The sequence below is a fragment of the Streptomyces sp. WG7 genome, assembly GCF_049975785.1.
GTDB lineage: Bacteria > Actinomycetota > Actinomycetes > Streptomycetales > Streptomycetaceae > Streptomyces.
In genome coordinates this window covers 82,656-108,935 of sequence record NZ_JBNGGE010000027.1, presented here as the reverse complement: position 1 = coordinate 108,935, position 26,280 = coordinate 82,656, and the positions used below count along the sequence as shown (strand labels likewise).

The window sequence follows — 26,280 nt, the reverse complement described above, 5'->3', positions numbered from 1 at the left end:
GCCCGCGCCGCGCCCCAGCGCTCGCGTCCGCGCGGCCGGTTCGGCCCGGTGCTCACGGAGCGACGCCGGCCGGTCGGCGACCGTCGCGCCGCTCCCGCCCGCAGGCGCGCGAAGTCCCGCAGGCGGGCGATCGGCAGGCCCGCCCCGCGCAGCCGCAGCGGGAACTCCGGCCGGGCCGGGCCGGCCTGTTCGATCAGGACGGCCGGTTCGCGGTGGCGCGGGGTGCCGTGCGTCAGGCCGGTGCGCTCGTCGGCCTGAACGCCGGTCAGAGACTCTGCCCCGACCGGGGATTGGCCGTCCGCCGTCACGGAAAGACCGTATGACCTGCGGCGCGCGCTCCAGGTCGAGCTCCGGGGCCGGACAGCCCGCGGCGGGGCCCCGCGAGCCGCTCCCGGATCCTCGGTCACCGTCCCGAAACCTGACGGCAATTCAATTAACCCCTGGATCATTTACGGGACGGTTCGAGTTTCCCTGACGGAAACAGGGTGCCGGAGAATACTGCTGCGCATTCGAATTCGCGGCACCCCTACCGGGCGACAACGCAACCGTCGGGAAGTCTGCCGTCCGGGTCGGCGAATCAGCAACGCGTGGGGAGTGACCTCCCCTCTCCCCCCACGAGACGCCGTCCCGTCCCGAACTTCCTGGGAGCCTGCCGAAAATGGAACGTTCAAGCCTGCCGAGGGCCGTTCTGGGAGTCGTGCGACGAAGATCGGACGGAGGTGGCGGCGCCCGGGACGACGGCCCGCCCGCCATACCCTGGTGGCGGCGGCCGGGACAGTCCGCCGCCCTGCTGGCCGCGCTGCTCACCGCCACCGCCTTCTGCGCCGCCGACGTCATCGCCGGCAGCTACCCCTTAGGTTCCCGCACCCGCGCCGTCAACGACCTGGGCAACCAGTACGTGCCCTTCCACGCCCACCTGTGGGACCTGCTGCACGGACGCGCCGACGGCGGTCTGCTGGTCAACTGGCAGTCGGGGTACGGATCCAGCTTCCTGCCCGACCTCGGCACGTACCTCAGCAGCCCGTTCGCCCTGCTGGTCGCGTTCTTCCCGCGGGACGAGATCGACCTCGCGGTCTACGCCGTCACCGTACTGAAGACCATGGCCGCCGGCGCCGCCATGGCGTGGCTGCTGCTCCGCCTGCGCCCGGGCCGCTGGTGGGCGGCGGGGCTGCTGGGCGCCGCCTACGCCCTGTGCGGGTGGTCCCTGGCGGACGCTTCCTACAACCCGATGTGGCTGGACGGCCTCGTCGCGCTGCCCCTGCTCTGTCTGGTCGGCGAGTGGGCGCTGACCGGGCGGCGTCCGCTGCTCGGCGTGGTGATCGTGGCGCTCGCCTGGATCGCCAACTTCTACACCGCCTACATGGCCACCCTCGGCGCCGGACTGGTGCTGCTGCTGCGGCTGTGGCTCAGCGGGCTGCCGCGCGGGCGCGCACTGGCTGTCGCGGGCCGGGCCGCCACCACCGTCGCCCTGGGCGTGGGCCTGGCCGCGCCACTGGTGACGGTGATCTACTTCGGCACCAAGCACGCCTACCCGGGCCGGGTCACGCAGTTCTCGCCGGTGCCCACCGAGGACGTCCTGGCCCGCATGCTGCCCACGACGTACGGCTTCGGCAGCCCGGCTCTCTTCGTGGGCACCACGGCGCTGCTGCTCGCCCTGGCGCTGCCCTTCCACCGGGCGGCCCCGATGCGGGTGCGCGCCGGGTGGCCCCTGCTGGTGGCCGTCGTGCTGCTGTCCCTGCAGTGGACGCCGACCCATCTGGCCTGGCACGCCTTCGCCACCCCGAACGGCAGCCCCTACCGCCAGGGCTTCGTGCTCTGCGCGCTGCTGGTGATCGCGGCCTGGCACGCCCTCTCGTACGGCACCCCGGGGCCGCGCGCGCTGGGCGCGGCGGGCGCGCTGCTCGCCCTGATCGCCGCCGTCGCGAGCGGCAGCGGCCTGGTGCGTTCGTTCCTCTGGCCGGTGCTGCTCGTGGCCGCGGCGGGCGCCCTGGGCGGACTGCTGCTGCTCGGCCGCGCGGAGCGGACCGCGGACGCGGGCGGGGACGCCGGTGAGGATGCCGCACCTCGCGGCGCCCGTGCGGCCGGCAGCGGCGCCCCCGGCGCGGGTGTCGGCGAGCCGCCGGCCGCCGACGGCGGAAAACCGGCCCCCGGGGACCTCCAGCCGACCACCGGCGGCGCACGGCCGCCCACCGCCGCCACGCGCCCGTCCACCGGCGCGCGGTGGTCCGGCTCCGGCGGTGTGCGGCCGGACGGCCGGACGCGGCGGCCCGTCCTCGTCGGTCTGGCCGTGGTACTGCTCGTCGGAGCCCAGTTGGGGGAGTCCGCCGCCACCTCCGCCGTGGCGACCCGGCTGCGGCTGGACCACCTGGACGACTACGCGCCCTGGGGAACGCGGCAGCAGCGGCAGGCGGACGCGATCGCGGGGGCCGAGGACTGGCCCCGCCACCGCACCGACCCGGGCCGGGAGCAGACCGTGGGCAACGACCCGATGGTGGTGGGCGGCCAGGGGGCCCAGTACTACAGCAGCCTCACCGCCGACGTCTTCAGCCGCATGCTCACCGCCCTGGGCGGCGGCTGGACCTCCCGCGGCCGGAACGTCCAGAGCCTGGACAACGCCGTCACGGACGTGATCTTCTCCGTGGGCGCCCGCGTGCACTCCCCGCCGGACCAGCACCAGCGCTGGAACCCACGCGACCGCAGCCCGCTGACCGTGTCCCGCCAGGACGTGCCCGCGCTGGTGACCGTACGGCCGTCCGGCGCCGCGACACCCGCGCGCGCGGGTGTCGCCGCCCTCGGGCCGTCGCCGTACCGCAACCAGGAGACGGTGCTCGGCGCCCGCGTGTACACCGTGCCCCGCCTCACCGTGCGCACGCCCGCCGGGAAGCAGCCGGACCGCAGCGACGACGCGGCCCGTCCCGGTCTGCGCATCGACGCCACCCGCCGCACCGCCGGGACGGGCCCCGCACCGAAGCCGTCGATCACCGCCCGGTGCCCGGCCGGCAGCGAGGTCTACCTGTGGGCGCCGCACTTCTCCGGCACCGCCCGGCTCACCGCCGCCTCCGCGGGCGGGACGGGAACGGGTACCGCATACGGTCCGACCGGGCGGTTCACGTCCGACGCGGCCAAGATCGCCGCCATGCAGCGGCTCGGCCGGGTCCCGGCCGACGGGCGGCTGCGGATCGAGCTGGCCCCCACCAGGGCCGGCACCGTCCCGGACGGCGCGGTCGGCTGCCTGGACACCGCCCGTCTGCACACCGCCGTCGAGCACCTCAAGGCCACCGGCGCGAGCGAGGTGACCGTCTCCGACGGCACGCTGCACGCCCGGCTCCCGGCCGGCAGCACCGGCACCGCCGTCGTCGCCGCGCCCCGGATCGCCGGCTGGCGGTGTGCCGCGGGCAACGCCTCCGCCGTCCCCGCCGAGCAGTACTACGGCCTGATCGCCGTGCCCCTGGACGGTTCGTCGACCAGCCTCACCTGCTCCTTCCATCCACCGGGCCTGCGCCTGGGCACCGCCGTCGGCGGTGCCTCGCTCCTGACCCTGACCCTGCTGGGCGCCCTCGGCGTCGTGCGCCGCCGACGGCGGACCGCCGAACGCCCCGCCCCGCACCCCACACCCACACGCCCGCGTGAGCGCACGACCAGCGCTCTCTGACCGCGCCCCCCGGGGGAGAACCCATGCTCATATCGATCGTCGCGCCCTGCTACAACGAGGAAGACGTCATCGAACGCTTCCACGAGGCCGTCCAGAAGGTCGCCGAAGACCTCCTGCCGCTCGGCCACGACATGGAGTTCGTGTACGTCGACGACGGCAGCCGCGACCGCACGCTGACGCTGCTCCAGAAACTGGCCGCCGCCGACGCGCGCGTGCGCTACGTTTCCTTCAGTCGCAACTTCGGCAAGGAGGCGGCCCTGCTCGCCGGCCTGCGCCACGCCACGGGCGAATCCGTGATCGTCATGGACGCCGATCTCCAGCACCCGCCGGAGCTGATCCGGCGCATGGTCGAGCTGAGCGGCGAGGGCTACGACCAGGTGCTGGCGCGGCGCAGCCGGAGCGGCGACCGGTTCACCCGCACCCTCACCGCCCGCCTGTACTACCGGCTCGTCAACAGGCTCGTCGACGTGGAACTCAAGGACGGCGTGGGCGACTTCCGGCTGCTGTCGCGCCGCGTGGTCGACGCGGTCCTGGCGTTGACCGAGTACAACCGCTTCTCCAAGGGCCTGTTCGCGTGGGTGGGCTTCCCCACCACCACCTTCGAGTACGAGAACGCCGTGCGCGAGCACGGCAGCAGCTCCTGGACCCTGAAGTCCCTGCTCAACTACGGCCTCGACGGGCTGCTCTCGTTCAACAACAGGCCGCTGCGCGCCGCCCTCCACCTGGGCATGTGGCTGCTGCTGTGCGCCGGGGCGTACACGGCGTGGATCGTGGGCGCCGCCCTCGTCAACGGCGTGCAGACCCCCGGTTATGTCACGATCATCACGGCCGTCACCGCCCTCGCCGGCGTGCAGATGGTCATGATCGGCGTCATCGGGGAGTACACGGGCCGGATCTACTACGAGGTGAAGGGACGCCCGCACTTCCTGGTGAAGGAGAGCAACGTCGAGCGAACGAAAGATCTCATTACCTGATGCGTAACCCGATGACGAGGCAGATCGTCACCTTCGCCGTGGTCGGCGTTCTCAACACGGCGACGTACTACGTTCTTTACCTGTTGTTCCTCACGCGTATGCCGTATCTCCTCGCGCATGTGCTCGCCTTCTTCCTCAGCATGATCGGCTCCTTCTTCCTGAACGCGCGTTTCACCTACCGGACCCGGCCGACCTGGCGGAAATTCCTCCTGTTCCCGCTGACGAACGCCGCCAATTTCCTGATCACCACGGCGGGCGTGTACCTGATCGTCGACGTGCTGCACGCGGGGAGCCGGTTCGCCCCGCTGCTCGCGTCCGCGGCGGCGATCCCGGTGACCTTCGTCATCTCCCGCTGGATCATGCTGCCGAAGGCGGACCCGGCCAGGATTGCATAAACGTGCGGCCATACGTATAGTCATGCCATCCAGGAGGAGGGTTTTCCATGGCTGTACGTGTGGCGGTGGCCGGAGCGAGTGGGTACGCGGGCGGAGAGCTGCTGCGCCTGCTCCTCGCGCACCCCGAGATCGAGATCGGTGCCCTGACCGGCAACTCCAACGCCGGTCAGCGGCTCGGCGCGCTCCAGCCGCACCTGCTGCCGCTGGCCGACCGCGTCCTGGAGGCGACGACGCCCGAGGTGCTCGCCGGGCAGGGCCGACGGCATGACGTGGTCTTCCTCGCGCTGCCGCACGGACAGTCCGCCGCCGTCGCCGAGCAGCTCGGACCGGACGTGCTGGTCGTGGACATGGGCGCCGACTTCCGGCTGAGGGACGCCGCCGACTGGGAGAAGTTCTACGGCTCCCCGCACGCCGGTACCTGGCCCTACGGCCTGCCCGAGCTGCCGGGCGCCCGCGCGGCGCTGGAGGGGGCCAAGCGCGTCGCGGTGCCCGGTTGCTACCCGACCGCCGTGTCGCTGGCCCTCTTCCCGGCCTACGCCGCGGCGCTCGCCGAGCCCGAGGCCGTGATCGTCGCCGCCTCCGGCACCTCCGGCGCGGGCAAGGCGGCCAAGCCGCACCTGCTCGGCAGCGAGGTCATGGGCTCCATGTCGCCGTACGGCGTCGGCGGCGGCCACCGGCACACCCCCGAGATGATCCAGAACCTCGGCGCGGTCGCCGGCGAGCCGGTCTCCGTCTCCTTCACCCCCACCCTCGCGCCGATGCCCCGGGGCATCCTCGCCACGTGCACCGCCAAGGCGAAGCCCGGTGTCACCGCCGAGTCCGTCCGCGCCGCCTACGAGAAGGCCTTCGCCGACGAGCCCTTCGTGCACCTCCTGCCCGAGGGCCAGTGGCCGGCGACCGCGTCCGTCTACGGTTCCAACGCCGTTCAGGTGCAGGTCGCGTACGACGCCGCCGCGGGCCGCATCATCGCCATCAGCGCCATCGACAACCTGGCCAAGGGCACCGCGGGCGGTGCCGTCCAGAGCATGAACATCGCCCTCGGTCTCGACGAGACCACCGGACTGACGACGATCGGAGTCGCGCCGTGAGTGTGACGGCAGCAAAGGGGTTCACGGCGGCCGGTATCGCCGCCGGAATCAAGGAGAGCGGCAATCCCGACCTGGCCCTCGTGGTCAACACCGGCCCCCGCCGCGCCGCCGCGGGCGTCTTCACCTCCAACCGCGTCAAGGCCGCGCCGGTCCTGTGGTCCGAGCAGGTGCTCAAGAGCGGGCAGCTGTCCGCGGTCGTCCTCAACTCCGGCGGCGCCAACGCCTGCACCGGCCCCAAGGGCTTCCAGGACACCCACGCCACCGCCGAGAAGGCCGCCGAGGTGCTCGGCGTGGGCGCGGGCGAGGTCGCCGTCTGCTCGACGGGACTGATCGGCGTACCGCTGCCCATGGACAAGCTGCTCCCGGGCGTCGAGACCGCCGCCGGCCGGCTCTCCGAGCACGGCGGCGAGAAGGCCGCCATCGCCATCAAGACCACCGACACCGTGCACAAGACCTCCGTCGTCACCAAGGGCGGCTGGACCGTCGGCGGCATGGCCAAGGGCGCCGGCATGCTCGCGCCGGGCCTCGCCACCATGCTCGTCGTCCTCACCACCGACGCCGACCTGGAGACCGGGGTGCTCGACCGCGCCCTGCGCGACGCCACCCGGGTCACCTTCGACCGCGTCGACTCCGACGGCTGCATGTCCACCAACGACACGGTGCTGCTGCTCGCCTCGGGCGCCGCGGGCGTCACCCCGGAGTACGCAGACTTCGCCGAGGCCGTACGCACCGTCTGCGACGACCTCGGGCAGCAGCTCATCCGGGACGCCGAGGGCGCCAGCAAGGACATCAGGGTCGAGGTCGTGAACGCCGCGACCGAGGACGACGCCGTCCAGGTCGGCCGCACCATCGCCCGCAACAACCTCCTCAAGTGCGCCATCCACGGCGAGGACCCCAACTGGGGCCGCGTGCTCTCCGCGATCGGCACGACCTCCGCCGCCTTCGAGCCCGACCGCCTGAACGTCGCCATCAACGGCGTCTGGGTCTGCAAGGACGGCGGCGTCGGCGAGGACCGCGACCTGGTCGACATGCGCTACCGCGAGGTCCACATCGTCGCCGACCTGGCCGCCGGTGACGCCACCGCCATGATCTGGACCAACGACCTCACCGCCGACTACGTCCACGAGAACAGCGCGTACAGCTCATGAGCACGACGAGGAAACACACCGCGCTCCCCAAGGCCCAGATCCTCATCGAGGCACTGCCCTGGCTGACCCGGCACCACGGGAAGACCGTCGTCATCAAGTTCGGCGGCAACGCCATGATCGACGAGGACCTGAAGGCCGCCTTCGCCCAGGACGTCGTCTTCCTGCGCCACGCCGGCCTCAAGCCCGTCGTCGTGCACGGCGGCGGCCCGCAGATCAGCGCCGCCCTCGACAAGCACGGCATCGTCAGCGAGTTCAAGGCCGGCCTGCGCGTCACCACCGAGGACGCCATGGACGTCGTACGGATGGTGCTGGCCGGGCAGGTGCAGCGCGAGCTGGTCGGACTGCTCAACCAGCACGGCCCGTTCGCCGTCGGCCTCACCGGCGAGGACGCGCACACCATCACCGCCACCAGGCACCGGCCCGAGATAGACGGCGAGCTCGTCGACATCGGGAGGGTGGGTGAGATCACCGAGATCGACACCGGCGCCATCGAGGCGCTGCTCGCCGACGGCCGTATCCCGGTCGTCTCGTCGATCGCCCGTTCCCAGGACGATGGACATGTCTACAACGTCAATGCTGATACGGCGGCTGCGGCACTCGCTGCGGCGCTCGGCGCCGAGACTCTCATGGTCCTCACCGACGTCGAGGGCCTCTACGAGGACTGGCCGGACTCGGACGAGGTGATCAGCCGCCTCACCGCGTCCCAGCTGGAGAAACTGCTGCCCGAGCTGTCCAGCGGCATGGTGCCGAAGATGGAGGGCTGCCTGCACGCCGTACGGGGCGGCGTCACCACCGCCCGGGTCATCGACGGCCGGGTCCAGCACTCGATCCTGCTGGAGATCTTCACCGACGAAGGCATCGGCACGATGGTCGTGCCGGACGAACAGGGGGAGTCGTGAGCAGCACAGGGGCGACCGTGAGCAACGAACAGCTGACCGAGCGGTGGCAGGGCGCGCTCATGAACAACTACGGCACCCCGCGCCTGCCCCTGGTGCGCGGTGCGGGTTCCCGGCTCTGGGACGCCGACGGCAAGGAGTACCTGGACTTCGTCGGCGGCATCGCGGTCAACGCGCTCGGCCACGCCCACCCGGCGGTGGTCGAGGCGGTGAGCCGGCAGATCGCCTCCCTCGGCCACGTCTCCAACCTCTTCATCGCCGAGCCGCCCGTCGTGCTCGCCGAACGGCTCCTCCAGCGCTTCGGCCGCGACGGCAGGGTCTTCTTCTGCAACTCCGGTGCCGAGGCCAACGAGGGCGCCTTCAAGATCGGCCGGCTGACCGGGCGGCCGCACATGGTCGCCACCGACGGCGGCTTCCACGGCCGGACCATGGGCGCCCTGGCGCTGACCGGCCAGCCCGGCAAGCAGGAACCGTTCCGGCCGCTGCCCGGCGACGTCACCCACGTACCGTACGGCGACCCGCAGGCGCTGGCCGCCGCGGTCACCGAGGACACCGCCCTCGTCGTCATCGAGCCGATCCAGGGCGAGAACGGCGTCGTCGTCCCGCCGCCCGGCTACCTGAAGGCGGCCCGGGCCATCACCGCCGCCACCGGGGCGCTGCTGGTGCTCGACGAGGTGCAGACCGGGATCGGCCGGACCGGGCACTGGTTCGAGTACCAGGCCCACGAGGGCGTCCTGCCGGACGTCGTCACCCTCGCCAAGGGCCTCGGCGGCGGACTGCCGCTGGGCGCCACGGTCGCCTTCGGACGCGCCGCCGAACTCCTCCGGCCCGGCCAGCACGGCACGACCTTCGGCGGCAACCCGGTCGCCTGCGCCGCCGGACTCGCCGTCCTCGACACCATCGCGGACGAGGGACTGCTGGACAACGTCAAGCGGCAGAGCGAGAAGATCCGCGGTGCGGTCGAGGCGCTCGGCCACCCCTTGGTCGGCCACGTCCGGGGCGCGGGACTCCTTCTGGGTATCGTGCTCACCGAGCCGCTCGCACCCCGGGTGCAGCAGGCGGCTCAGGACGCCGGAATCCTGGTGAACGCGCCCGCACCCGATGTCGTACGGCTGATGCCCGCGCTGAACCTCGGCGACGACGTGGTGGACGCGTTCCTCGGGGCGCTTCCCGGCATCCTTGACCAGGCCCACGCGGCCCACGGGGACGGACGATCCGGAGAATGAGACGACGATGAGCCATGCGCAGGAGCACGAGCAGACGGCCGGGCCCGCCCTTCCGCAGACCCGCACCGCACGCCACCGCCGGATCGTGGACATCCTCAACCGGCAGGCGGTGCGCTCGCAGAGCCAGCTGGCGAAGCTGCTCGCCGACGACGGGCTGACCGTCACCCAGGCGACGCTCTCCCGGGATCTGGACGAGCTGAACGCGGTGAAGATCCGCAACACCGACGGCGACCTCATCTACGCGGTGCCCAGCGAGGGCGGCTTCCGCACCCCGCGGGCCCCGCTCGGGGGGTCGGCGAAGGAGGAGCGGATGCGGCGGCTCTCCGCGGAGCTGCTGATCTCCGCGGAGGCGTCGGCGAACCTCGTGGTCCTGCGCACCCCTCCGGGTGCGGCGCAGTTCCTCGCCTCGGCGATCGACCAGGCGGAGCTGCACGACATCCTGGGCACCATCGCGGGTGACGACACGCTGCTGCTGATCAGCAGGGAGCCGACGGGCGGTCAGGCACTGGCGGACCATCTGCTGCGGCTGGCTCAGAACGGGCACTGAGCGCCGCGGCGGCTTCTCCTGTCCGTCGGCCGCGGACCGTGCGCGGCTGGTCGCGCGGTTCCCCGCGGCCCTCCAGGGCGCCCCGGCCGGGGCCGTCGGGTGCCGCCGCGGGCGCGGCCGCGGGCGAAGGCGTCCGGCCGGGCGGCACCGCCGGTCGCTCGCCGACGCCACTCATCCCAGCCACCCCGCCAGACCCCTCGTGCACAGCGCCTCGTCCCCCGCCGTGACCAACAGGGCCTCGACCCCGCCGAGGGACTCCAGCCACCGCAGCCCCTCCCTCGACCCCATCGCGAACGCCGCCGTCGCCCAGCAGTCCGCCCAGGTCAGCCGGGGCGCCACCACCGTCACGGACACCAGGTCGGTCACCGCGGAGCGCCCGGTGCGCGGATCGACGACGTGCGCGCCCCGCTCCGCGCTGCCGGACGTCGCCACGGCCAGCTCGGCCGCCCCCGCGGCGGAGACGACGGCCGCCAGTCCGCCCGGACGCAGGGGGTCCGACACACCGACCCGCCACGGCCGCCCCGCCCCCGGCGTCCCGAGCACCTGCACGTCCCCGCCCCCGTTGACGCTGACGCCGAGCGCACCGGCCGCCGCGATCCGCCGGGCGGCACGCTCCACGGCCCAGCCCTTGACGATCCCGGTCGGGTCCGGCGGGCCCCGGTACGACGTGCTGAACCAGCCGCCGCTCACCCGCTCCGCCTCGGCCGCCAGCTCCAGCACCTCGCCGACCTCGGGCGCGCACGCGTCGACGGTCAGTTCACCGCGCGCCAGACGGGAGACCTGGCTGTCCTCCCGGTAGGTGCTGAACACCTCGTCGGCCCGGCGCAGCCCCGCGACCGCCTCGTCCAGTGCCGTCCGTACGGACGCGGGTTCCCCGCCGCGGACGTCGAAGGAGAAGACGGTCCCCATCGTCTCCTCCACGTGACGCACCGGGGCGGGAGCCCGCGCGGATCCGGCCACGGTGTCAGCCGCCGGCCCGGTCCAGTGCCGACTGCAACGACTGCCTGTATCCGGCGCTGGTGTAGGTGGCGCCGGAGACGGTGTCGATGTCGGCGCTGCCGGCGGTGACGGCGGCCCGGTTGAGTCTGGGTACGGCGTCGGCGGTGATCCGGCCGCTCTTCCCGCCCTCGGGTGCCCGCACGGCCTCGGCGCGGGTGATCTTCCCGCCGTTCACCGTGAGCCGGACCTGCACGGGCCCGTACGGGGTGCCGGCCGCGTCCCCCGTGACCGTGCCGGCCCCCGCGTCCCGGCCGCCCTGCGGCGACCGCGCGGCCACCGGCGGGGCCGCGCCGCCCGCCGCCGAGGCGGAACCCGGGTCGGACGCCGGTTTCAGCGACAGCAGCAGCACGATGCCGGACACGGTCGCGGCGCCGGCGAGCACGGCACGCCGGACGGGGTGGCTCTTCCTCATCTGTCCTGGACTCCTGACGTCCGTCGCTCACATCTCGAACGACTCGTGATGGATACGGCGGGCGGGGACCCCCGCCGCGCGCAGTGCCTCGTACACCGACCGGGCGAAGCCGGGCGGCCCGCACAGGAAGACGTCGTGACGCTCGACGTCCGGGATCTTGCGGCTCAGGGTCTGGGCGGAGATGTCGGGACGCTCCCCGTCCGGGCTGTTGACGGCGTACATCAGCCGGGCCCCGCGCTCGTCGGCGATCCCGGCGAGCTCGTCCCACAGCGCCAGGTCCTGGGTGCTGTTGGCCCGGTAGAGCAGGGTGATGTCACCGGGTGCCCCGGGCAGCGTCTCGAACAGCGCCCGCATCGGGGTGATCCCCACCCCGCCCGCCACCAGCAGCACCTTGCCGCGGCTGCGGCGCCGCGCGGTCAGGGCGCCGTACGGGCCCTCCGCCCACACCCGGGTGCCGGGCGCGAGCTCGCGCAGCCGGGCGCTGTGGTCGCCGATCGCCTTCACGGTGATCCGCAGCATGTCCGGGCGCGGCGCCGCCGACAGCGAGTACGGGTGGGAGCTGAACCGCATCCCGGGCGCCAGGAACCGCCAGCGGAAGAACTGCCCGGCCTCCGCGCCCATCCGGTGCAGCCGGCGCCCGCCGATCAGCACCGACACGATCCCGGGCGTCTCCTCGATCACCGCCTCGACCCGCATCCGGTGCCGCAGGTTGAGGCGGACGGGGGTCAGGACGCGGTACCAGAGCACGAGCGCGGTCACCGACCCGTACAGCGCGTACCAGACGGTCCTGGCGACCGGTTCGACGGCGAAGTCGTTGCCGGTGGTCAGCTGGTGCCAGAAGGTCAGGAACACCGCCACGTAGGTGAGCAGGTGCACGTGGTACCAGGCGTCGTACGGGATCCGGCGCCGGAGCGGGCCGATGGACGACAGGCCGATGAGGACCAGCAGCCCGGTGCCGAGGGCCGCCTTGCCCATGTCCGGCAGCTGGTTCACGGAGTCGATCGTCTGCTGCACGATGCCGCCCAGGCCCCTGCCTGCCTGGGCGGCGTAGCCCCACATGATCAGGACGACGTGGGCGAGGACCAGGCAGAGGGTGTAGCGGCCGGTCATGGCGTGCCAGCGGGCGACCCGGTCGGAGCCCACCCGCCGCTCCAGCGCGGGCACCCGCGCCATCTGGAGCACCACGAGCGCCATCAGGTACCCGGCGAGCAGGCCGGTGATCCGGCCCGCGTTCAGGATCATGCCGGTCCGGTCGGAGACGGCGGGCGTGTTGTGCCACCACAGCCACAACACGCCCGCCGCGCCCGCCCACACGGCGAGCAGCAGGGGGACGGCGGGGGAGCGGCGCGGACGGATGCGCCGCATGGTCTGGCGGCGGGCGGCACGGCCGCCGGCGAGCGTGGTGGTCACGGTTCCTCCGTGGGGACTCGGCCCTTGACCCACGGATACGCGCCGCACCGCCCCGGCGTTCAGCCGGCTCCCGGTACTCCTGCCGCCGCTCGGTGCTCCCGGTACTCCTGCCGCCGCTCAGTAGCGCGTGATCGCCGTCGCCCCGCCGGCCGTGCCGATCGCGATGTGCGGCCGGGCGGCCGGGTCGGACCACCGCAGGATGCGGCGCATCGCCTCCGCCGGCACCGACACGCAACCGGCCGTCGCCCCACGCCCGTTGACGTGCAGGAAGATCCCGGCGCCGCGTCCGCGCACCGGGCGGTGGTAGTTGAAGCCGACGACCAGGGCGTGCGCGTACTGCGCCGGGTAGGTGATCAGGTGCTCGGCCTCGGCGGCGCGGCAGTCCGCGGGGCGCGGTTCGGCCCAGCGGTTGTAGGAGCGGGAGGCGGTGTCCTGGCACCACCAGGAGTCCTGGCGCACCGGGCGGTACGGGTACGACGTCCCGCGCGGCGCCGCCGCGACACCGAAGGCGTACGGCAGGTCGTACAGCCCGGTCGGTGTGGTGTTCGTGCCCTGTTCGCGCGTCGCTCCGTCGGCCGGCCCGCCGGCGCCGAAGCGGGCGGGCGCGGAACCGGCCTTCACCCACCGGCCGCCGCCCCGGCCACCGTCCCTGCGGTCCCACCAGGTGACCCGGCCCTCGGTCGAGCCGGTCCCCGGTGCCACCGCGGTGATCAGCTGGCTGCCGCCGCCGGTGTCCGCCATCCGGGCCGGCAGCGGCCGGGGCGGGGGCCCGCCGGGGGGCGCGGCACCGGGCACGAGGAGGGAGGCGGAGACGAGGGCGGCGACGACACCGGGGCGCATGGCTCAGACGGTAGACGGGGGCAGCGGCAACGGCAGCCCGGGGAGGCCGTCCAGGCTGGTGGCGATGTGCTCCTTCTTGGTGAAGTACGCGCTGAGCGAGGCGTCGTCCTCGCGCGCGAAACGCTTGCCGTGCAGGTCCCGGTCGGACTCGTACGCCATGAAGGGGACGGCGTAGCCGCAGGAGTCGCGGACCAGTTCGGCGGTCACGACGATGATCGCGCGCAGCCCGTGCGCGCTGGTGTCGATGTCCGGGAAGTGGGTGAGCAGCTCCGGGAAGCGGGGGTCGTCGCGGAAGACCGGCTCGCCGCGGCCGTGCACCCGGACGATGTTCGGCGGCCCCTGGAAGGCGCACCACATCAGCGTGATCCGTCCGTTCTCGCGCAGGTGGGCGACGGTCTCGGCGGTGGAGCCGGCGAAGTCGAGGTAGGCCACGGTGAGTTCGTCGAGCACGGCGAAGCTGCCGGTGAGACCCTTCGGGGACAGGTTGACCGTGCCGTCGCCGGACAAGGGCGCGGTGGCGGTGAAGAAAAGGGGCTGTGCCTCGATGAAGGAGCGGAGTCTGCCGTCTATGCGCTCGTAAGTCTTTCCCATGTCTAACGATTATGGGTGCTGTTCGTGCGCTTGTCCGAAGAAGCTCTGACGTTCCCGTCATCCGGACGCCGCCGCCGCGCCTCCGCCGGACGAAGCCGTGGCCGCCCCGGCCGGCGTTTCGCGGGGCGGCCACGGCGCCTGCGCCCGGCCGGGGGTACGGGGAAGAGGGTCCGTGCGTTCACGGCCCCGTCGAATTGACGAATCATGCATAGCTCTGCATACTCATGCATGCCGCCGGAGGTAACCGTGCGGAGGCGGTGGCACATCAACGGCCCTGAGGAGCGACCCAAGTGAGCAGCAACAGCGGTGACGTCCGGCTCTGGGGCGGCCGTTTCGCCGACGGCCCCGCCGAGGCCCTGGCGAAGCTGTCCGCGTCCGTCCACTTCGACTGGCGGCTCGCCCCCTATGACATCGCCGGCTCGCGGGCCCACGCGCGCGTGCTGCACGCGGCCGGGCTGCTCACCGAGGACGAGCTGACCCGGATGACCGCCGGCCTCGACCGGCTCGAAGCGGACGTCGCCGACGGCTCCTTCACCGGCACCATCGCCGACGAGGACGTCCACACCGCCCTCGAGCGCGGCCTGCTGGAGCGGCTCGGCCCCGACCTCGGCGGCAAACTGCGCGCCGGGCGGTCCCGCAACGACCAGGTGGCGACCCTCTTCCGCATGTACCTGCGCGACCACGCCCGGACCGTCGGCGGTCTGATCGCCGACCTCCAGGACGCGCTGATCGGCCTCGCCGAGGCCCACCCGGACGTGGCGATGCCCGGCCGCACCCATCTCCAGCACGCCCAGCCGGTGCTCTTCGCCCACCACGTCCTCGCCCACGTCCAGGCGCTGTCCCGGGACGCGGAGCGGCTGCGCCAGTGGGACCGGCGCACGGCGGTGTCGCCGTACGGCTCGGGCGCCCTGGCCGGTTCCTCCCTCGGCCTGGACCCGGAGGCGGTCGCCAAGGACCTCGGCTTCGAGCACGGCAGCGCCGGCAACTCCATCGACGGCACGGCCTCCCGCGACTTCGTCGCCGAGTTCGCCTTCATCACCGCGATGATCGGCGTGAACGTCTCCCGGATCGCCGAGGAGATCATCATCTGGAACACGAAGGAGTTCTCCTTCGTGACCCTGCACGACGCCTTCTCCACCGGCTCGTCGATCATGCCGCAGAAGAAGAACCCCGACATCGCCGAGCTGGCGCGCGGCAAGTCCGGCCGCCTGATCGGCAACCTCACCGGCCTGATGGCCACCCTCAAGGCCCTCCCGCTCGCGTACAACCGCGACCTCCAGGAGGACAAGGAGCCGGTCTTCGACTCCATCGACCAGCTGGAGGTCCTGCTCCCCGCCTTCACCGGCATGATGGCCACCCTCACCGTGCACCGCGAGCGCATGGAGGAACTGGCCCCGGCCGGGTTCTCCCTCGCCACCGACATCGCCGAGTGGCTCGTCAAGCAGGGCGTGCCGTTCCGCGTTGCGCACGAGGTGGCCGGCGAGTGCGTGAAGGCGGCCGAGGCCGAGGGCAAGGAGCTGGACGAGCTCACCGACGAGCAGTTCGCGAAGATCTCCGCCCATCTCACCCCCGAGGTGCGTACCGTCCTCAACGTCCCCGGAGCCCTGGCCTCCCGCAGCGGCCGTGGCGGTACGGCGCCCAGCGCGGTCGCCGTCCAGCTCGCCGAGGTGAAGGCCGACGTGGCCGGCCAGCACGCGTGGGCGGACGCCGAGCGATAGCCGCCGGTGTGCCGGCAGGGCATCGCGGTTACGTTGGTCGCCGGGGCCTGTCCGCCCGACGGACCCCGGCTTCAGCACCCGACCGAACGGAGCCCGCGATGCCCTTCGCCCGCCTGGCCGCGGCGACCACCCCCACCTGCCACATCGGCCTGGGGCTCGCCGCCGTAGGCCGCCCCGGCTACATCAACCTCGGCCGCGACCGGGACCTGCCGGCCGACCGCGGCGTCGAGGTGATGCGCGAGCGCACCCACGACCTGCTCGACGCCGCCTACGCGCAGGGTGTCCGGTACTTCGACGCGGCCCGCTCCTACGGGCGCTCGGAGGAGTTCCTCGCCGACTGGCTCAGGGGCCGCCCGGACGTCGACGACGTGGTCGTCGGCAGCAAATGGGGCTACACCTACACGGCCGACTGGTCGGCCGACGCCGAGCGGCACGAGGTCAAGGACCACGGCGTCGCGACGTACGAGCGCCAGCACGCCGAGACCGGCGCCCTGCTCGGCGACCGGCTCGACCTCTACCAGATCCACTCCCTCACCCCCGACAGCCCGGCGCTCACCGACAAGGAACTGCACGCGAAGCTCGCCGAAGCCGCCGCGGGCGGTGTCACCGTCGGCTTCTCCACCAGCGGCCCCGCCCAGGCCGACACCATCCGCGCCGCGCTCGCGGTGACCGTCGACGGCGAACCCCTCTTCCGTACCGTGCAGTCGACGTACAACGTGCTGGAGACCTCCGCCGGGCCCGCGCTGGCCGAGGCGCACGAGGCCGGGCTCACCGTGATCGTCAAGGAGGGCATGGCCAACGGCCGTCTCGCGGAGCCCCACGCGCCCAGTGCCCTGGCGGCCGTCGCGGAGGAGACGGCCCTGGGCTGTGACGCGGTCGCCCTCGCCATGGTTCTGCGCCGGCCCTGGGCGGGCGTCGTCCTCTCCGGCGCCGCGACCGTGAACCAGCTCGGCTCGAACCTGCACGCCGCCGTCGTCGACCTCGACGACGACCAGGTGGCCCGCCTCGACGCACTCGTCGAGGACCCGCACGCCTACTGGGAGCGGCGCGGGCGGCTGCCCTGGCACTGAGCCCCCACCGCGGGGGGCGGGCAACTGCTCCGTACCGACGTCGGCGAACCGTGACGCACTGCCTTGTGGGGTGAGTCACGCATGCCCCGCATGAGACAAACATGTCTCATGCGGGCTATCGTTGTCTCATGGCTGTTGATCGAGACCAGGTACTGCGCAGTGCGGCGGCCCTGCTGACCCGCAGAGCCACCGCGACCATGGACGAGGTCGCCAGGGCGGCCGGGCTGAGCCGTGCCACGCTGCACCGGCACTTCGCCGGGCGCGACGCCCTCGTCCGGGCGCTGGAGTCGCTCGGCATCGCCGAGTGCGAGGCCGCCCTCGACGCGGCCCGTCTGGACGACGGGCCGGCGGCCGACGCGGTGCGCCGCCTCGTGCGCGAGATCGAGCCCTCCGCCGGTCTGCTCGCCTTCCTCTACACCGAGAACCAGCTGTTCGAGGGCGAGGAGCAGAACGCGGGCTGGGCCCGCATCGATGCCCGGATGGCCGCGGTGTTCCGCCGCGGCCAGGAGAGCGGCGAGTTCCGCATCGACCTCACCCCGGCCTGGCTCACCGAGGCGCTCTACGGGCTGCTGGCCTCCGGCGCCTGGGCGGTGACCGAGGGCCGCGTGGCCCGCAACGACCTGACCCACATGATCGTCGAGCTGCTGCTCGGCGGCGCACTTCGGAGAGAGTGAACCATGACCCGCACCCTGCAGCCGGCCCGGTCGACCGAGGCGGTGAAGCGCCCCGGCCGCTGGCTGGCGCTGTCCGTCCTCGTACTGGCCGTGCTGCTGGTGGCCGTCGACGCGACCGTGCTCGGTCTCGCGACCCCCTACATCAGTGAGGATCTCGCCCCCTCCGGCACCCAGTTGCTCTGGATCGGCGACGTCTACTCCTTCGTCATCGCCGGTCTGCTCGTCTCCATGGGCAGCCTCGGCGACCGCATCGGCCGCAAGCGGATCCTGCTCGTGGGCGCCACGGCGTTCGGCGCGATATCGGTGTTCAACGCCTACGCGTCCACGCCCGAGCTGATGATCGTCGCCCGGGCCCTGCTCGGCGTCGCGGGCGCCACCCTGATGCCCGCCACCCTCGCCCTGATCCGCAACCTCTTCCACGACCCGCGCGAACGCAGCCTCGCCGTCGGCATCTGGGGCGCCACGGCCTCGGCCGGCGCGGCGGTCGGCCCGGTCGTCGGAGGCTTCCTGCTGGAGCACTTCTGGTGGGGCTCGGTCTTCCTGATCAACCTGCCCGTGATGGCCGTCCTGGTCGTCGTCGGCATCAAGCTGCTGCCCGAGTCCCGCAACCCGAACCCGGGGCCGTGGGACCTGCTCAGCGTCGTGCTCTCACTGATCGGCATGGTCGGTCTCGTGTACGCCGTCAAGGAGGCCGCCGCGCACGGCTTCGCGTGGGCCACCCTCGCCGCGGGGCTGCTGGGCGCCGCCGCGCTGTACGGGTTCGTCCGCCGCCAGCTGACCATGCCGACACCGCTGCTCGACATGCGGCTGTTCCGCAGCCGCGGCTTCAGCGGCGCGGTGCTGGCCGACCTGCTGACCATCCTGGGCCTGTCGGGGCTGGTGTTCTTCCTCTCCCAGTACCTGCAACTCGTGCAGGGCAGGCGGCCGTTCGAGGCGGGCCTGGCCGAACTTCCCGCCGCCGTCGGCGCGGTGGTGGCGGGCCTGATCGCCGGCCGCGCGGCCCGGCGCTTCTCGGTGCGTGCCGTGGTCAGCGGCGGACTCGCCGCCGTCGGCCTCGCGCTGGCCGCGCTGACCGTCATCGGCCAGAACACCGGCTACCCGCTGCTCGGTGCGGTCCTGCTCGTCGTCGGCGTGGGCGCCGGGTTCTCGTTCACCGTCACCGCCGACGTGATCCTGTCCAGCGTGCCGGGCGAGCAGGCGGGAGCCGCCTCCGCGGTCTCCGAGACGGCGTACGAACTCGGTGCCGCCCTCGGCATCGCGGTGCTCGGCTCCATCGTGACCGGCGTCTACCGCGACTTCACCGGCCCTGACGGCACCCCCGCCGCGGCGCACGAGTCGCTGGGCGGCGCGGTGGAGGCGGCCTCCGGCCTCCCGGCCCCGTCGGCCGAGGCCCTGCTGGACGCCGCCCGCCAGGCCTTCGTCGACGGCCTGGCCCTCGCGGCGGGCGTCGGCGCCACCGTCCTCCTGGCCGCCGCCGTGGCCTCCTGGTTCCTGCTGCGGGGCCAGCGCCTGGAGGACGGGGCGGAGCACCCGTAGGGAGCGGCCGGGGCGTGCCCTCCGGCCGGCCGGACCGGCTGCGCGGGAACACCCGCCGTGACCGTCGGCTGCGCGCCGGCGCCGATGCTTCCGCTCATCACCGCGTCCTTCGAGACACCGGTGCGACAGGGACGCCGTCAGGCGCCCACCACGTACGGACGGCGGGCCGCTCACCGAGCGGCCCGCCGTCCTTCTCCGTCGTCGCGGCCCTACGCCGCCTTCGCCTTGCTCGCGTACATGTCCACGTACTCCTGGCCGGACAGCCGCATGACCTCGGTCATCACGGAGTCGGTCACGGCCCGCAGGACGTAGCGGTCGCGGTCCATGCCCTCGTAGCGGGAGAACTCCATCGCCTCGCCGAAGCGCACCGTGACCTTGCCCGGCCGGGGCAGGCCGGCGCCGCCCGGCTGGAGCTTGTCGGTGCCGATCACGGCGAACGGGACGACGGGAGCGCCGGTCATCAGGGTGAGCCGGGCGATGCCGGTGCGGCCGCGGTAGAGGCGGCCGTCGGGGGAGCGGGTGCCCTCCGGGTAGATGGCGAAGACCTTGCCCTCGTCCAGCACGCGGCGGCCGGTCATCAGGGCCGCGACCCCGCCCCGGCCGCCGTCCCGGTCGACCGGGATCATGCCGACGCCGGTGAAGAACCAGGCCATCAGCCGGCCCTTGAGACCCTTGCCGGTGACGTACTCGTCCTTGCCGATGAAGAAGACCTGCCGGTCGCACTTCAGGGGCATGATCACCGAGTCGATGAAGGTGAGGTGGTTGCCGGCCAGGATCACCGGGCCGTCGCCCGGGATGTTCTCCACGCCCTCCACCCGTGGGCGGAACATCAGGCGCATGATCGGGCCGAGCACTGCCTTGATGAGCGCGAAGCGGGACAACGGGTCCTCCGGTGTCGGGGATGCGGTATGAGTCTGTGCAGGTGAGGACATTACTCGCGGCCGACGGGATCACGCACGTCGGGCCGTCCGGGTCCTACGCGGTGTTGACGCGCGTTCACCTGCGGTGCAGGGTGTCGCGGGGCCGTGACGCCCGCACGAGGATGTGAGGCAGGTCGCGTCCACCGGGGAAGGCGACGCGTGCCGGTCCTCGCCGTACTCGCCGTGCTCCGTGCCGTCATGGCCGCCGCCGTCACCGTCCTGGTCCGCAGGGACCGGCGTCGTCGGTCCGGGGGACCGGGACACCGACCGGATCGAAACACGGACGACGAGCGGACCGCGCGAGGCGCGCCGCTGGAGCCGTGCCGCGACCCCTTCTCCGTGGCCACGGGGCTCGTCGGGCACCGCCACGACGAACGCGGCCACCGACCGCGTACCCCGCCCGGCCGACACGAAGCCGACGGCACGTCAGACGTCCCGTCCCGACGGCCCCTCCAGGCCCGTACGACTCATACGACATGCCCCGGCACCCGCGTGTTCCGGTCGCGGTCTCCCGCTCGTCATGTACGCGCCCCTACGATCGGCCCGCACCGACGGTCAACGGCAGGAGGCCCTGATGGGAACGCAGGAGTCGGACGAGCAGGCGGGCGGCACCGGACGGCGGGCGCTCCTCGGAGCAGCGGTGCTCGGTGCGGGCGGAGCCGTGCTCGGCCTGTCCGGCACGGCGAGAGCCGCCGACCCGCGGCACGGCGGCGGACGCGGCGGCGGCGTCGAGAGCCTGCCCGTCCCCACGGTCATCGGCCACCGCGGCGCCAGCGGCTACCGCCCCGAGCACACCTTCGGCGCCTACGAACTCGCCCTCGACATGGGCGCCGACATCGTCGAGGCGGGCGACCTGGTCCCGACCAGGGACGGTCACCTCGTCTGCCGGCACGAGCCGGAGATCGGCGGCACCACGGACGTCGCCGACCACCCCGAGTTCGCCGACCGCAAGCGCACCAAGCTGCTCGACGGCGTCTCGGTCACCGGCTGGTTCACCGAGGACTTCACGCTCGCCGAGCTCAAGACCCTCCGCGCCACCGAGCGCATCCCGGCCAACCGCCCGCACAACACCCTCTACGACGGCCGCTGGGAGATCCCCACCTTCGAAGAGGTGCTCCGCTGGCAGAACGAGCAGACGCGCAGGCGCGGCAAGCAGGTCTGGATCTACCCCGAACTCAAGCACCCGACCTACTTCCGCAAGCTGGGCCTGGGTACGGAGGAACGCCTCGCGCGGCTCCTGCGCAAGTACGGCAAGGACCGGAAGAACTCGCCCGTCATCATCCAGTCCTTCGAGCCCACCAGCATCCAGCGGATGAACCGGCTCGTCGGCAACCCCCTCGCCGTCCTGCTGTCCGGCGCCAAGAGCCGCCCCTGGGACTTCGTCGAGACCGGGGACCCGCGCACGACCGCCGACCTCATCACGCCGAAGGGCCTGAAGGAGATCGCCTCCTACGCGCAGGGCATCGGCCCGACCCTGGACCTGATCATCCCGCGGGACTCCGCCGGCCGGCTCACCGAGCCGACCAGGCTCGTCCGCGACGCGCACCGCGCGGGCCTGATCCTGCACCCGTACACGATGCGCAACGAGAACCCCTTCCTGCCCGCCGACTTCCGCAAGGGCAGCGACCCCGACGCCTACGGCGACGTGTTCGGCGCGTTCCGGGCCTACTTCGCCACCGGCATCGACGGCGTCTTCACCGACCACCCGGACACCGGCGTGCTGGCCCGCGAGGACTTCGTCAACAGCTGAGCCACCACCCCCGGTTGGGGTGACCTTCGGCCGCCCGGGCAACCGCCGTCCGGGCGGCCGCGTCGACCCGCATATGACCCATGACCTGGTCACCTCCCTGCACCCACTGCTCACCGCCGAGGCCTCGGCCGAGGCATATGCGTCCGGAGTCGAACCCGGCGATCTCGAACAGGCGGTCTGGCTGCGCCTGCTGGAGCGCCTGGAGGCCGACGGCCCGCCCCGCGACCCGCACCGCTGGCTGCGCAGCGCCGTCCGCGTCGAGGCCCGCCGCACCCGCCGTACGAGCCGCGACGAGCAGCCGTACGAGACCGAACCCGCCGGCGCCGCCGAGCACGAGCCCGAGCAGCTCGCGCTCGCCGCGGCCCGCCGCCGCACCCTGCGGGACGCCGTGCACCGGCTGCCCGGCCGCTGCCCCCGGCTGATGGAGGCCCTGTTGTCGCCGAAGGACCTCACATACCGGGAGATCGCGGGGGAGTTGGGTATCTCACAGGGCAGTCTTGGCCCGGAACGTTCCCGATGTCTGGAATGTCTGCGGCGATTGCTGTCACCGGAGGTTGCGGCGTGCTGAGGACGGGGATAGGAGTGGGGGACCACAGCTGATCAGGTGAGCGGGAGGCATGCGCACATGGGCATGAGCGTGACCATCTCGGCGGCGGCCGAGCAGGATGCCGAGCAGATCTTCCGGTTGCAGTACCTCTGCTTCCAGAGCGAGGCGGCGCTGTACGGCAACTACCGCATCGACCCGCTCGTCCAGACCCTCGACTCCGTGCGCGAGGAGGTCGCGGCCGACTGCGTCTTCGTGGCGCGGCTCGGCGAGGAGGTCGTCGGCTCGGTGCGCGGCCGGCTGACCGAGGACGGGGCGGCGTCCATCGGAAAGCTGTGCGTCCATCCGCGGCTCCAGGGGCACGGCATCGGCGCCCGCCTGCTGCGGGCCGCCGAGTCGGCGCTCGCCGAGGGCCGGGGCGCCAAGCGCTTCCGTCTGCACACCGGGCACCGCAGCGAAGGCAACCTGCGGCTGTACCGGCGGGTCGGCTACGAGACGGTGGGAACGGCCGAGGGCGCGGACGGCGTCCCGATGATCGTCCTGGAGAAGCAGGCGGGGGCGTACGCGGCGACGGCGTGAGGGCCGGGCGCTCCCGGGGCGCGGGGACCGTGCCGAGACGCGGTCCCCGCCGCGTGGGTGCGAACGGCCGCGGAGGAGCAGCAGCCGCCTGACGGCCTCAGGCGGCTTCCCCGTCCCGCGCACCCTTCCGCAGCCAGTACAGCGCGGACAGCGGCAGCAGCACCGGGATGAAGACGTAGCCCATGCCGAAGTCGGACCAGACCGTCGCGTCGGAGAACGCCGACGGCTCGGCCATGGACCACGTACCGACGGCCAGCACGCCCACCAGCTCGGCCGCGCAGCAGACCCGCGCCGCCCTGCGGGCCGTCTCGCCGCCGCGCACCAGCGTGTACGTGATGAAGCCGTAGACGACGCCCGCGACGGCCGACAAGGTGTAGGGGATCGGCGCCCGGTCGAACTCGGTCGCGATCTGGTACACGGACCGGGACACGGCGCCCACGACCATCACCCCGTACAGCCACACCAGCAGGATGCCGGGCCCGCCGATCAGGCGCGTCCGGTCCGGCCTCTCCCGCGCGGCCACCGTCTCAGCCTCCCCAGATGTCATACAGCCGCACCTCCAGGACGGCGAGGACGACACCGCCGGCGGCGACCGTCACCGAGCCCCAGCGGGTGCGCTCGGCCAGCGACATGAACCCCGCCGCCGGAACACAGGCGAAGGCGCCCAGCAGATACGCCACGAAGATCGTCGTGCCCTGCTCCGGCTCCGCGCCCCCCGCCAGCCGCACGATCCCGACCACCAGCTGGACCAGCGCCAGCGCCGAGACCACAGCCATGCCGATGAAGTGCCAGTCCTTGGTCGGCTGGTCACGGTAGGCCGCCCAGCCGCACCAGGCGGCGAGCAGCAGCGCGGCGACGCCGGTCACCAGCGTCAGGACGTCAAGCATGGCAGCGACCCTATTACGCCCGAAAAGCCCCGCCGCCCCCGGCCCCGTCCGGCGGGGACCGGTCGCGCCGCCGGCATGACCACCGTGGCGTTGGCCACAACCCACCGGGCCGACGAACTCGACGCCGACCTGGTGATCACCGACCTGTCCGACCTGTCGGCCCTGGTCACCGACGCGGGAGTCGAGATCTCCGTCCGGGGCTGATTCGCGCCCCCGGTGGCCGGCCACCGGCCGGCCACCATCCACCGCTGTCCACTATTCGGACAGCGGTGTCCGGTCCGGACCGTACGTCTGCTTTACTGATCGCATGAGCACGACGAGCGACCGCACCCCTGCGACCGAGGCGACGATGACGCCCGGTGCTCGTTGTATGTGTCGAATGTGCGCCTTCTAGAGGGCCCCTGCACCACCTGAGCCTCGCGCCCCGAAGCGAGCGCCCGCTCATGTCCGCGCCCGCGCCCCGCGCCCGCGGCTGAGTCACGCCCCGCGCACACGTTTCTCCCCGGATCACCACCCCACCGCGTCGCCACCGTGCATCGCCACCGCGAGAACCGTGCCGCGTTCCGAAGGACCCAAGACCCCGAAGAACAACGCCCCGTGCCCGGCGCACATCACCGCGCCGCGCACTCGACAGTGACGGAAACCCACGTGATCACCACATCGGGCCTCACCAAGGTCTACCGCTCGGGCGGCCGCGAGGTCACCGCCCTGGACGGCGTCGATCTGCACGTCCGCGAGGGCGAGGTCTACGGCGTCATCGGCCAGTCCGGCGCCGGCAAGTCCTCGCTCATCCGCTGCGTCAACCTCCTGGAGCGTCCCACCGCCGGCACGGTCACCGTCGCCGGGCAGGACCTCACCGCGCTCGCCGGCCGCGGCCCCCGCGCCGGCAAGGAGCTGCGGCAGGCGCGCAGCCGTATCGGCATGGTCTTCCAGCACTTCAACCTGCTCTCCTCACGGACGGTGCGGGACAACGTCGAACTGCCGCTGGAGATCCTCGGCAAGTCCGGGCAGGAACGTTCCCGCAAGGCGCTGGAACTGCTCGACCTCGTCGGTCTCGCCGACAAGGCGGGGGCCTACCCCGCCCAGCTCTCCGGCGGCCAGAAGCAGCGCGTCGGCATCGCCCGCGCCCTGGCCGGCGACCCCAAGGTCCTGCTCTCCGACGAGGCCACCAGCGCCCTCGACCCGGAGACCACCCGCTCCATCCTCCAGCTGCTGCGCGACCTGAACCGGGAGCTCGGCCTGACCGTCCTGCTGATCACCCACGAGATGGACGTCGTCAAGAGCGTCTGCGACTCGGCCGCCCTCATGGACCGGGGCCGCATCGTCGAGTCCGGCACGGTCGGCGAGCTGCTCGCCACTCCGGGCTCCGAGCTGGCCGCCGCCCTCTTCCCGGTCGGCGGCGACGCGTCCGGCGACGACCGCACCGTCCTCGACGTCACCTTCCACGGCGAGGCGGCCACCCAGCCGGTCATCTCCCAGCTGTCCCGTACCTACAACATCGACATATCGATCCTCGGTGCCGCCATCGACACCGTCGGCGGCCTCCAGGTCGGCCGGATGCGCATCGAACTGCCCGGCGGCTACGAGGACAACGTCGTGCCCGTCGGCTTCCTGCGCGAACAGGGCCTCCAGATCGACGTGATCAACGACGAGCCGTCCCCGCTGGTGAAGGAAGGTGCCAAGTGACCTGGTCCGAGATGCGGCCCCTGCTGGAGCAGGCCTGTCAGGAGACCCTGATCATGGTCGGCTGGTCCACCCTGATCGCCGTGGTCGGCGGACTCCCGCTCGGCATCCTGCTGGTGCTGACCGACAGGGGCGGCCTGCTGCAGAACACCGTGGTGAACAAGGTCATCGGCCAGGTCGTGAACATCGGCCGCTCGCTGCCGTTCATCATCCTCATGGTCGCCCTGATGAACTTCACCCGCTGGATCACCGGCACCACCATCGGCAGCGAGGCCGCGATCGTGCCGCTGGCCATCGGCGGCATCCCCTTCTTCGCGCGCCTGGTCGAGACCGCCGTGCGCGAGGTCGACGGAGGGCTCGTCGAGGCCGTCCAGGCCATGGGCGGCAACACCTGGACCGTCGTACGCAAGGTCCTGGTCCCCGAGGCGCTCCCGTCACTGATCGCCAGCACCACCACCACGATCATCGCCCTCATCGGCTACTCCGCCATGGCCGGCACCGTCGGCGGCGGCGGACTCGGCGACCTCGCCGTCCGCTACGGATACAACCGCTTCGAGTCCGGCCTGATGTGGGTCACCGTCGCGATCCTCGCCGTCGTCATCTCGCTGATCCAGTTCGCCGGCGACGCCGCGGCCCGCGCGCTGCACCGCCGCGGCGGACGCTCGGGCGCCGCGCCCCGGCTGCGGCTGCTGAAGGCCAAGGAGCCGTCGGCGGCCGACGTGAGCAAGGTCGCGTAAGCCG

25 protein-coding genes and 2 pseudogenes are annotated in these 26,280 nt (G+C 72.7%); 18 read left to right on the top strand and 9 right to left on the bottom strand.

Going from position 1 to position 26,280, the window contains the following annotated elements; all coding sequences use genetic code 11:
• Nucleotides 1-308: hypothetical protein (locus ACP4J0_RS24695; protein ID WP_426600855.1), on the bottom strand; the 308-nt coding region annotated here is incomplete at its 3' end.
• A 350-nt stretch (nt 309-658) separates the two neighbouring features.
• On the opposite strand from ACP4J0_RS24695, the gene ACP4J0_RS24690 reads away from it, so the two are divergent.
• The 8 genes from ACP4J0_RS24690 to ACP4J0_RS24655 are packed head-to-tail and all read left to right on the top strand — an operon-like array spanning nt 659 to nt 9,926.
• A complete protein-coding gene (locus tag ACP4J0_RS24690) occupies nt 659-3,652 on the top strand; it encodes a YfhO family protein (protein WP_426600854.1) in 2,994 nt (997 codons plus the stop codon).
• Nucleotides 3,653-3,675: 23 nt separating this feature from the next.
• A complete protein-coding gene (locus ACP4J0_RS24685) occupies nt 3,676-4,626 on the top strand; it encodes a glycosyltransferase family 2 protein (RefSeq protein ID WP_426600853.1) in 951 nt (316 codons plus the stop codon).
• Entirely contained in the window at nt 4,626-5,021 is a 396-nt protein-coding gene (locus tag ACP4J0_RS24680) for a GtrA family protein (protein WP_426518712.1), read from the top strand. Before ACP4J0_RS24685 ends, ACP4J0_RS24680 begins: the two co-directional genes overlap by 1 nt.
• 47 nt (nt 5,022-5,068) lie before the next feature.
• On the top strand, nt 5,069-6,109 hold the full coding sequence (gene argC, locus ACP4J0_RS24675; protein WP_426600852.1) for an N-acetyl-gamma-glutamyl-phosphate reductase: 1,041 nt from the start codon (nt 5,069-5,071) through the stop codon (nt 6,107-6,109).
• Nucleotides 6,106-7,257 carry a bifunctional glutamate N-acetyltransferase/amino-acid acetyltransferase ArgJ gene (gene argJ, locus ACP4J0_RS24670; protein WP_426600851.1) on the top strand — a complete coding sequence of 384 codons (1,152 nt, stop codon included), beginning with the start codon at nt 6,106-6,108 and terminating at the stop codon, nt 7,255-7,257. Before argC ends, argJ begins: the two co-directional genes overlap by 4 nt.
• A complete protein-coding gene (gene argB / locus ACP4J0_RS24665; RefSeq protein WP_426600850.1) occupies nt 7,254-8,156 on the top strand; it encodes an acetylglutamate kinase in 903 nt (300 codons plus the stop codon). Before argJ ends, argB begins: the two co-directional genes overlap by 4 nt.
• A gap of 17 nt (nt 8,157-8,173) precedes the next feature.
• Nucleotides 8,174-9,379: an acetylornithine transaminase gene (locus ACP4J0_RS24660; protein WP_426600849.1), complete on the top strand. Its 1,206-nt coding sequence runs from the start codon at nt 8,174-8,176 to the stop codon at nt 9,377-9,379.
• Nucleotides 9,380-9,386: 7 nt separating this feature from the next.
• Nucleotides 9,387-9,926 (top strand): arginine repressor, encoded by a 540-nt coding sequence (locus tag ACP4J0_RS24655; protein ID WP_426518722.1) that lies wholly within the window; start codon nt 9,387-9,389, stop codon nt 9,924-9,926.
• Between the two features lie 171 nt (nt 9,927-10,097).
• Here the strand turns inward: ACP4J0_RS24655 and ACP4J0_RS24650 are convergent, their stop codons facing one another.
• From ACP4J0_RS24650 to ACP4J0_RS24630, 5 genes are all read right to left on the bottom strand, one after another.
• Nucleotides 10,098-10,835: an FAD:protein FMN transferase gene (locus ACP4J0_RS24650; protein WP_426600848.1), complete on the bottom strand. Its 738-nt coding sequence runs from the start codon at nt 10,833-10,835 to the stop codon at nt 10,098-10,100.
• A gap of 55 nt (nt 10,836-10,890) precedes the next feature.
• A complete protein-coding gene (locus ACP4J0_RS24645; protein ID WP_426600847.1) occupies nt 10,891-11,337 on the bottom strand; it encodes an FMN-binding protein in 447 nt (148 codons plus the stop codon).
• 27 nt (nt 11,338-11,364) lie between these two features.
• Complete coding sequence (locus tag ACP4J0_RS24640; RefSeq protein WP_426600846.1) at nt 11,365-12,747, bottom strand: ferredoxin reductase family protein; 1,383 nt, start codon at nt 12,745-12,747, stop codon at nt 11,365-11,367.
• Nucleotides 12,748-12,864: 117 nt separating this feature from the next.
• Nucleotides 12,865-13,587 (bottom strand): L,D-transpeptidase family protein, encoded by a 723-nt coding sequence (locus ACP4J0_RS24635; protein ID WP_426600845.1) that lies wholly within the window; start codon nt 13,585-13,587, stop codon nt 12,865-12,867.
• A 3-nt stretch (nt 13,588-13,590) separates the two neighbouring features.
• Nucleotides 13,591-14,178: a pyridoxamine 5'-phosphate oxidase family protein gene (locus tag ACP4J0_RS24630; RefSeq protein ID WP_426600844.1), complete on the bottom strand. Its 588-nt coding sequence runs from the start codon at nt 14,176-14,178 to the stop codon at nt 13,591-13,593.
• 290 nt (nt 14,179-14,468) lie between these two features.
• Here ACP4J0_RS24630 and argH point away from each other — a divergent pair, with 290 nt between their 5' ends.
• The 4 genes from argH to ACP4J0_RS24610 all read left to right on the top strand — a co-directional run bounded on the left by argH (nt 14,469) and on the right by ACP4J0_RS24610 (nt 19,176).
• Nucleotides 14,469-15,896, top strand: a complete 1,428-nt coding sequence (gene argH, locus ACP4J0_RS24625; RefSeq protein WP_426600843.1) for an argininosuccinate lyase — start codon at nt 14,469-14,471, stop codon at nt 15,894-15,896.
• A gap of 98 nt (nt 15,897-15,994) precedes the next feature.
• On the top strand, nt 15,995-16,966 hold the full coding sequence (locus ACP4J0_RS24620) for an aldo/keto reductase (RefSeq protein ID WP_426600842.1): 972 nt from the start codon (nt 15,995-15,997) through the stop codon (nt 16,964-16,966).
• Nucleotides 16,967-17,094: 128 nt separating this feature from the next.
• A complete protein-coding gene (locus ACP4J0_RS24615; protein ID WP_426600841.1) occupies nt 17,095-17,640 on the top strand; it encodes a TetR/AcrR family transcriptional regulator in 546 nt (181 codons plus the stop codon).
• A gap of 3 nt (nt 17,641-17,643) precedes the next feature.
• A complete protein-coding gene (locus tag ACP4J0_RS24610) occupies nt 17,644-19,176 on the top strand; it encodes an MFS transporter (RefSeq protein ID WP_426600840.1) in 1,533 nt (510 codons plus the stop codon).
• Between the two features lie 209 nt (nt 19,177-19,385).
• Here ACP4J0_RS24610 and ACP4J0_RS24605 read toward each other — a convergent pair.
• A pseudogene (locus tag ACP4J0_RS24605) lies at nt 19,386-20,130 on the bottom strand (lysophospholipid acyltransferase family protein).
• Nucleotides 20,131-20,670: 540 nt separating this feature from the next.
• Here ACP4J0_RS24605 and ACP4J0_RS24600 point away from each other — a divergent pair.
• From ACP4J0_RS24600 to ACP4J0_RS24590, 3 genes are all read left to right on the top strand, one after another.
• Nucleotides 20,671-21,846, top strand: a complete 1,176-nt coding sequence (locus ACP4J0_RS24600; protein WP_426600839.1) for a glycerophosphodiester phosphodiesterase — start codon at nt 20,671-20,673, stop codon at nt 21,844-21,846.
• Between the two features lie 73 nt (nt 21,847-21,919).
• On the top strand, nt 21,920-22,414 hold the full coding sequence (locus ACP4J0_RS24595) for an RNA polymerase sigma factor (RefSeq protein ID WP_426600838.1): 495 nt from the start codon (nt 21,920-21,922) through the stop codon (nt 22,412-22,414).
• A gap of 57 nt (nt 22,415-22,471) precedes the next feature.
• Complete coding sequence (locus ACP4J0_RS24590; protein WP_426600837.1) at nt 22,472-22,969, top strand: GNAT family N-acetyltransferase; 498 nt, start codon at nt 22,472-22,474, stop codon at nt 22,967-22,969.
• Nucleotides 22,970-23,066: 97 nt separating this feature from the next.
• Here ACP4J0_RS24590 and ACP4J0_RS24585 read toward each other — a convergent pair whose 3' ends face one another.
• Both ACP4J0_RS24585 and ACP4J0_RS24580 read right to left on the bottom strand, forming a co-directional pair.
• Entirely contained in the window at nt 23,067-23,516 is a 450-nt protein-coding gene (locus ACP4J0_RS24585) for a hypothetical protein (RefSeq protein WP_426600836.1), read from the bottom strand.
• The gene (locus ACP4J0_RS24580) at nt 23,497-23,856 is read right to left on the bottom strand and encodes a hypothetical protein (protein ID WP_426600835.1); all 360 of its coding nucleotides are present in this window, start codon (nt 23,854-23,856) and stop codon (nt 23,497-23,499) included. The genes ACP4J0_RS24585 and ACP4J0_RS24580 overlap by 20 nt, the downstream gene beginning before the upstream one ends.
• 48 nt (nt 23,857-23,904) lie before the next feature.
• On the opposite strand from ACP4J0_RS24580, the pseudogene ACP4J0_RS24575 reads away from it, so the two are divergent.
• The 3 genes and pseudogenes from ACP4J0_RS24575 to ACP4J0_RS24565 all read left to right on the top strand — a co-directional run.
• Nucleotides 23,905-24,060, top strand: a pseudogene (locus ACP4J0_RS24575) (HAD family hydrolase); the annotation flags it as partial.
• A gap of 444 nt (nt 24,061-24,504) precedes the next feature.
• Nucleotides 24,505-25,542 carry a methionine ABC transporter ATP-binding protein gene (locus tag ACP4J0_RS24570; protein ID WP_426600834.1) on the top strand — a complete coding sequence of 346 codons (1,038 nt, stop codon included), beginning with the start codon at nt 24,505-24,507 and terminating at the stop codon, nt 25,540-25,542.
• The gene (locus ACP4J0_RS24565) at nt 25,539-26,276 is read left to right on the top strand and encodes a methionine ABC transporter permease (RefSeq protein ID WP_426600833.1); all 738 of its coding nucleotides are present in this window, start codon (nt 25,539-25,541) and stop codon (nt 26,274-26,276) included. Before ACP4J0_RS24570 ends, ACP4J0_RS24565 begins: the two co-directional genes overlap by 4 nt.
• The last annotated feature ends 4 nt before the right edge of the window (nt 26,277-26,280 follow it).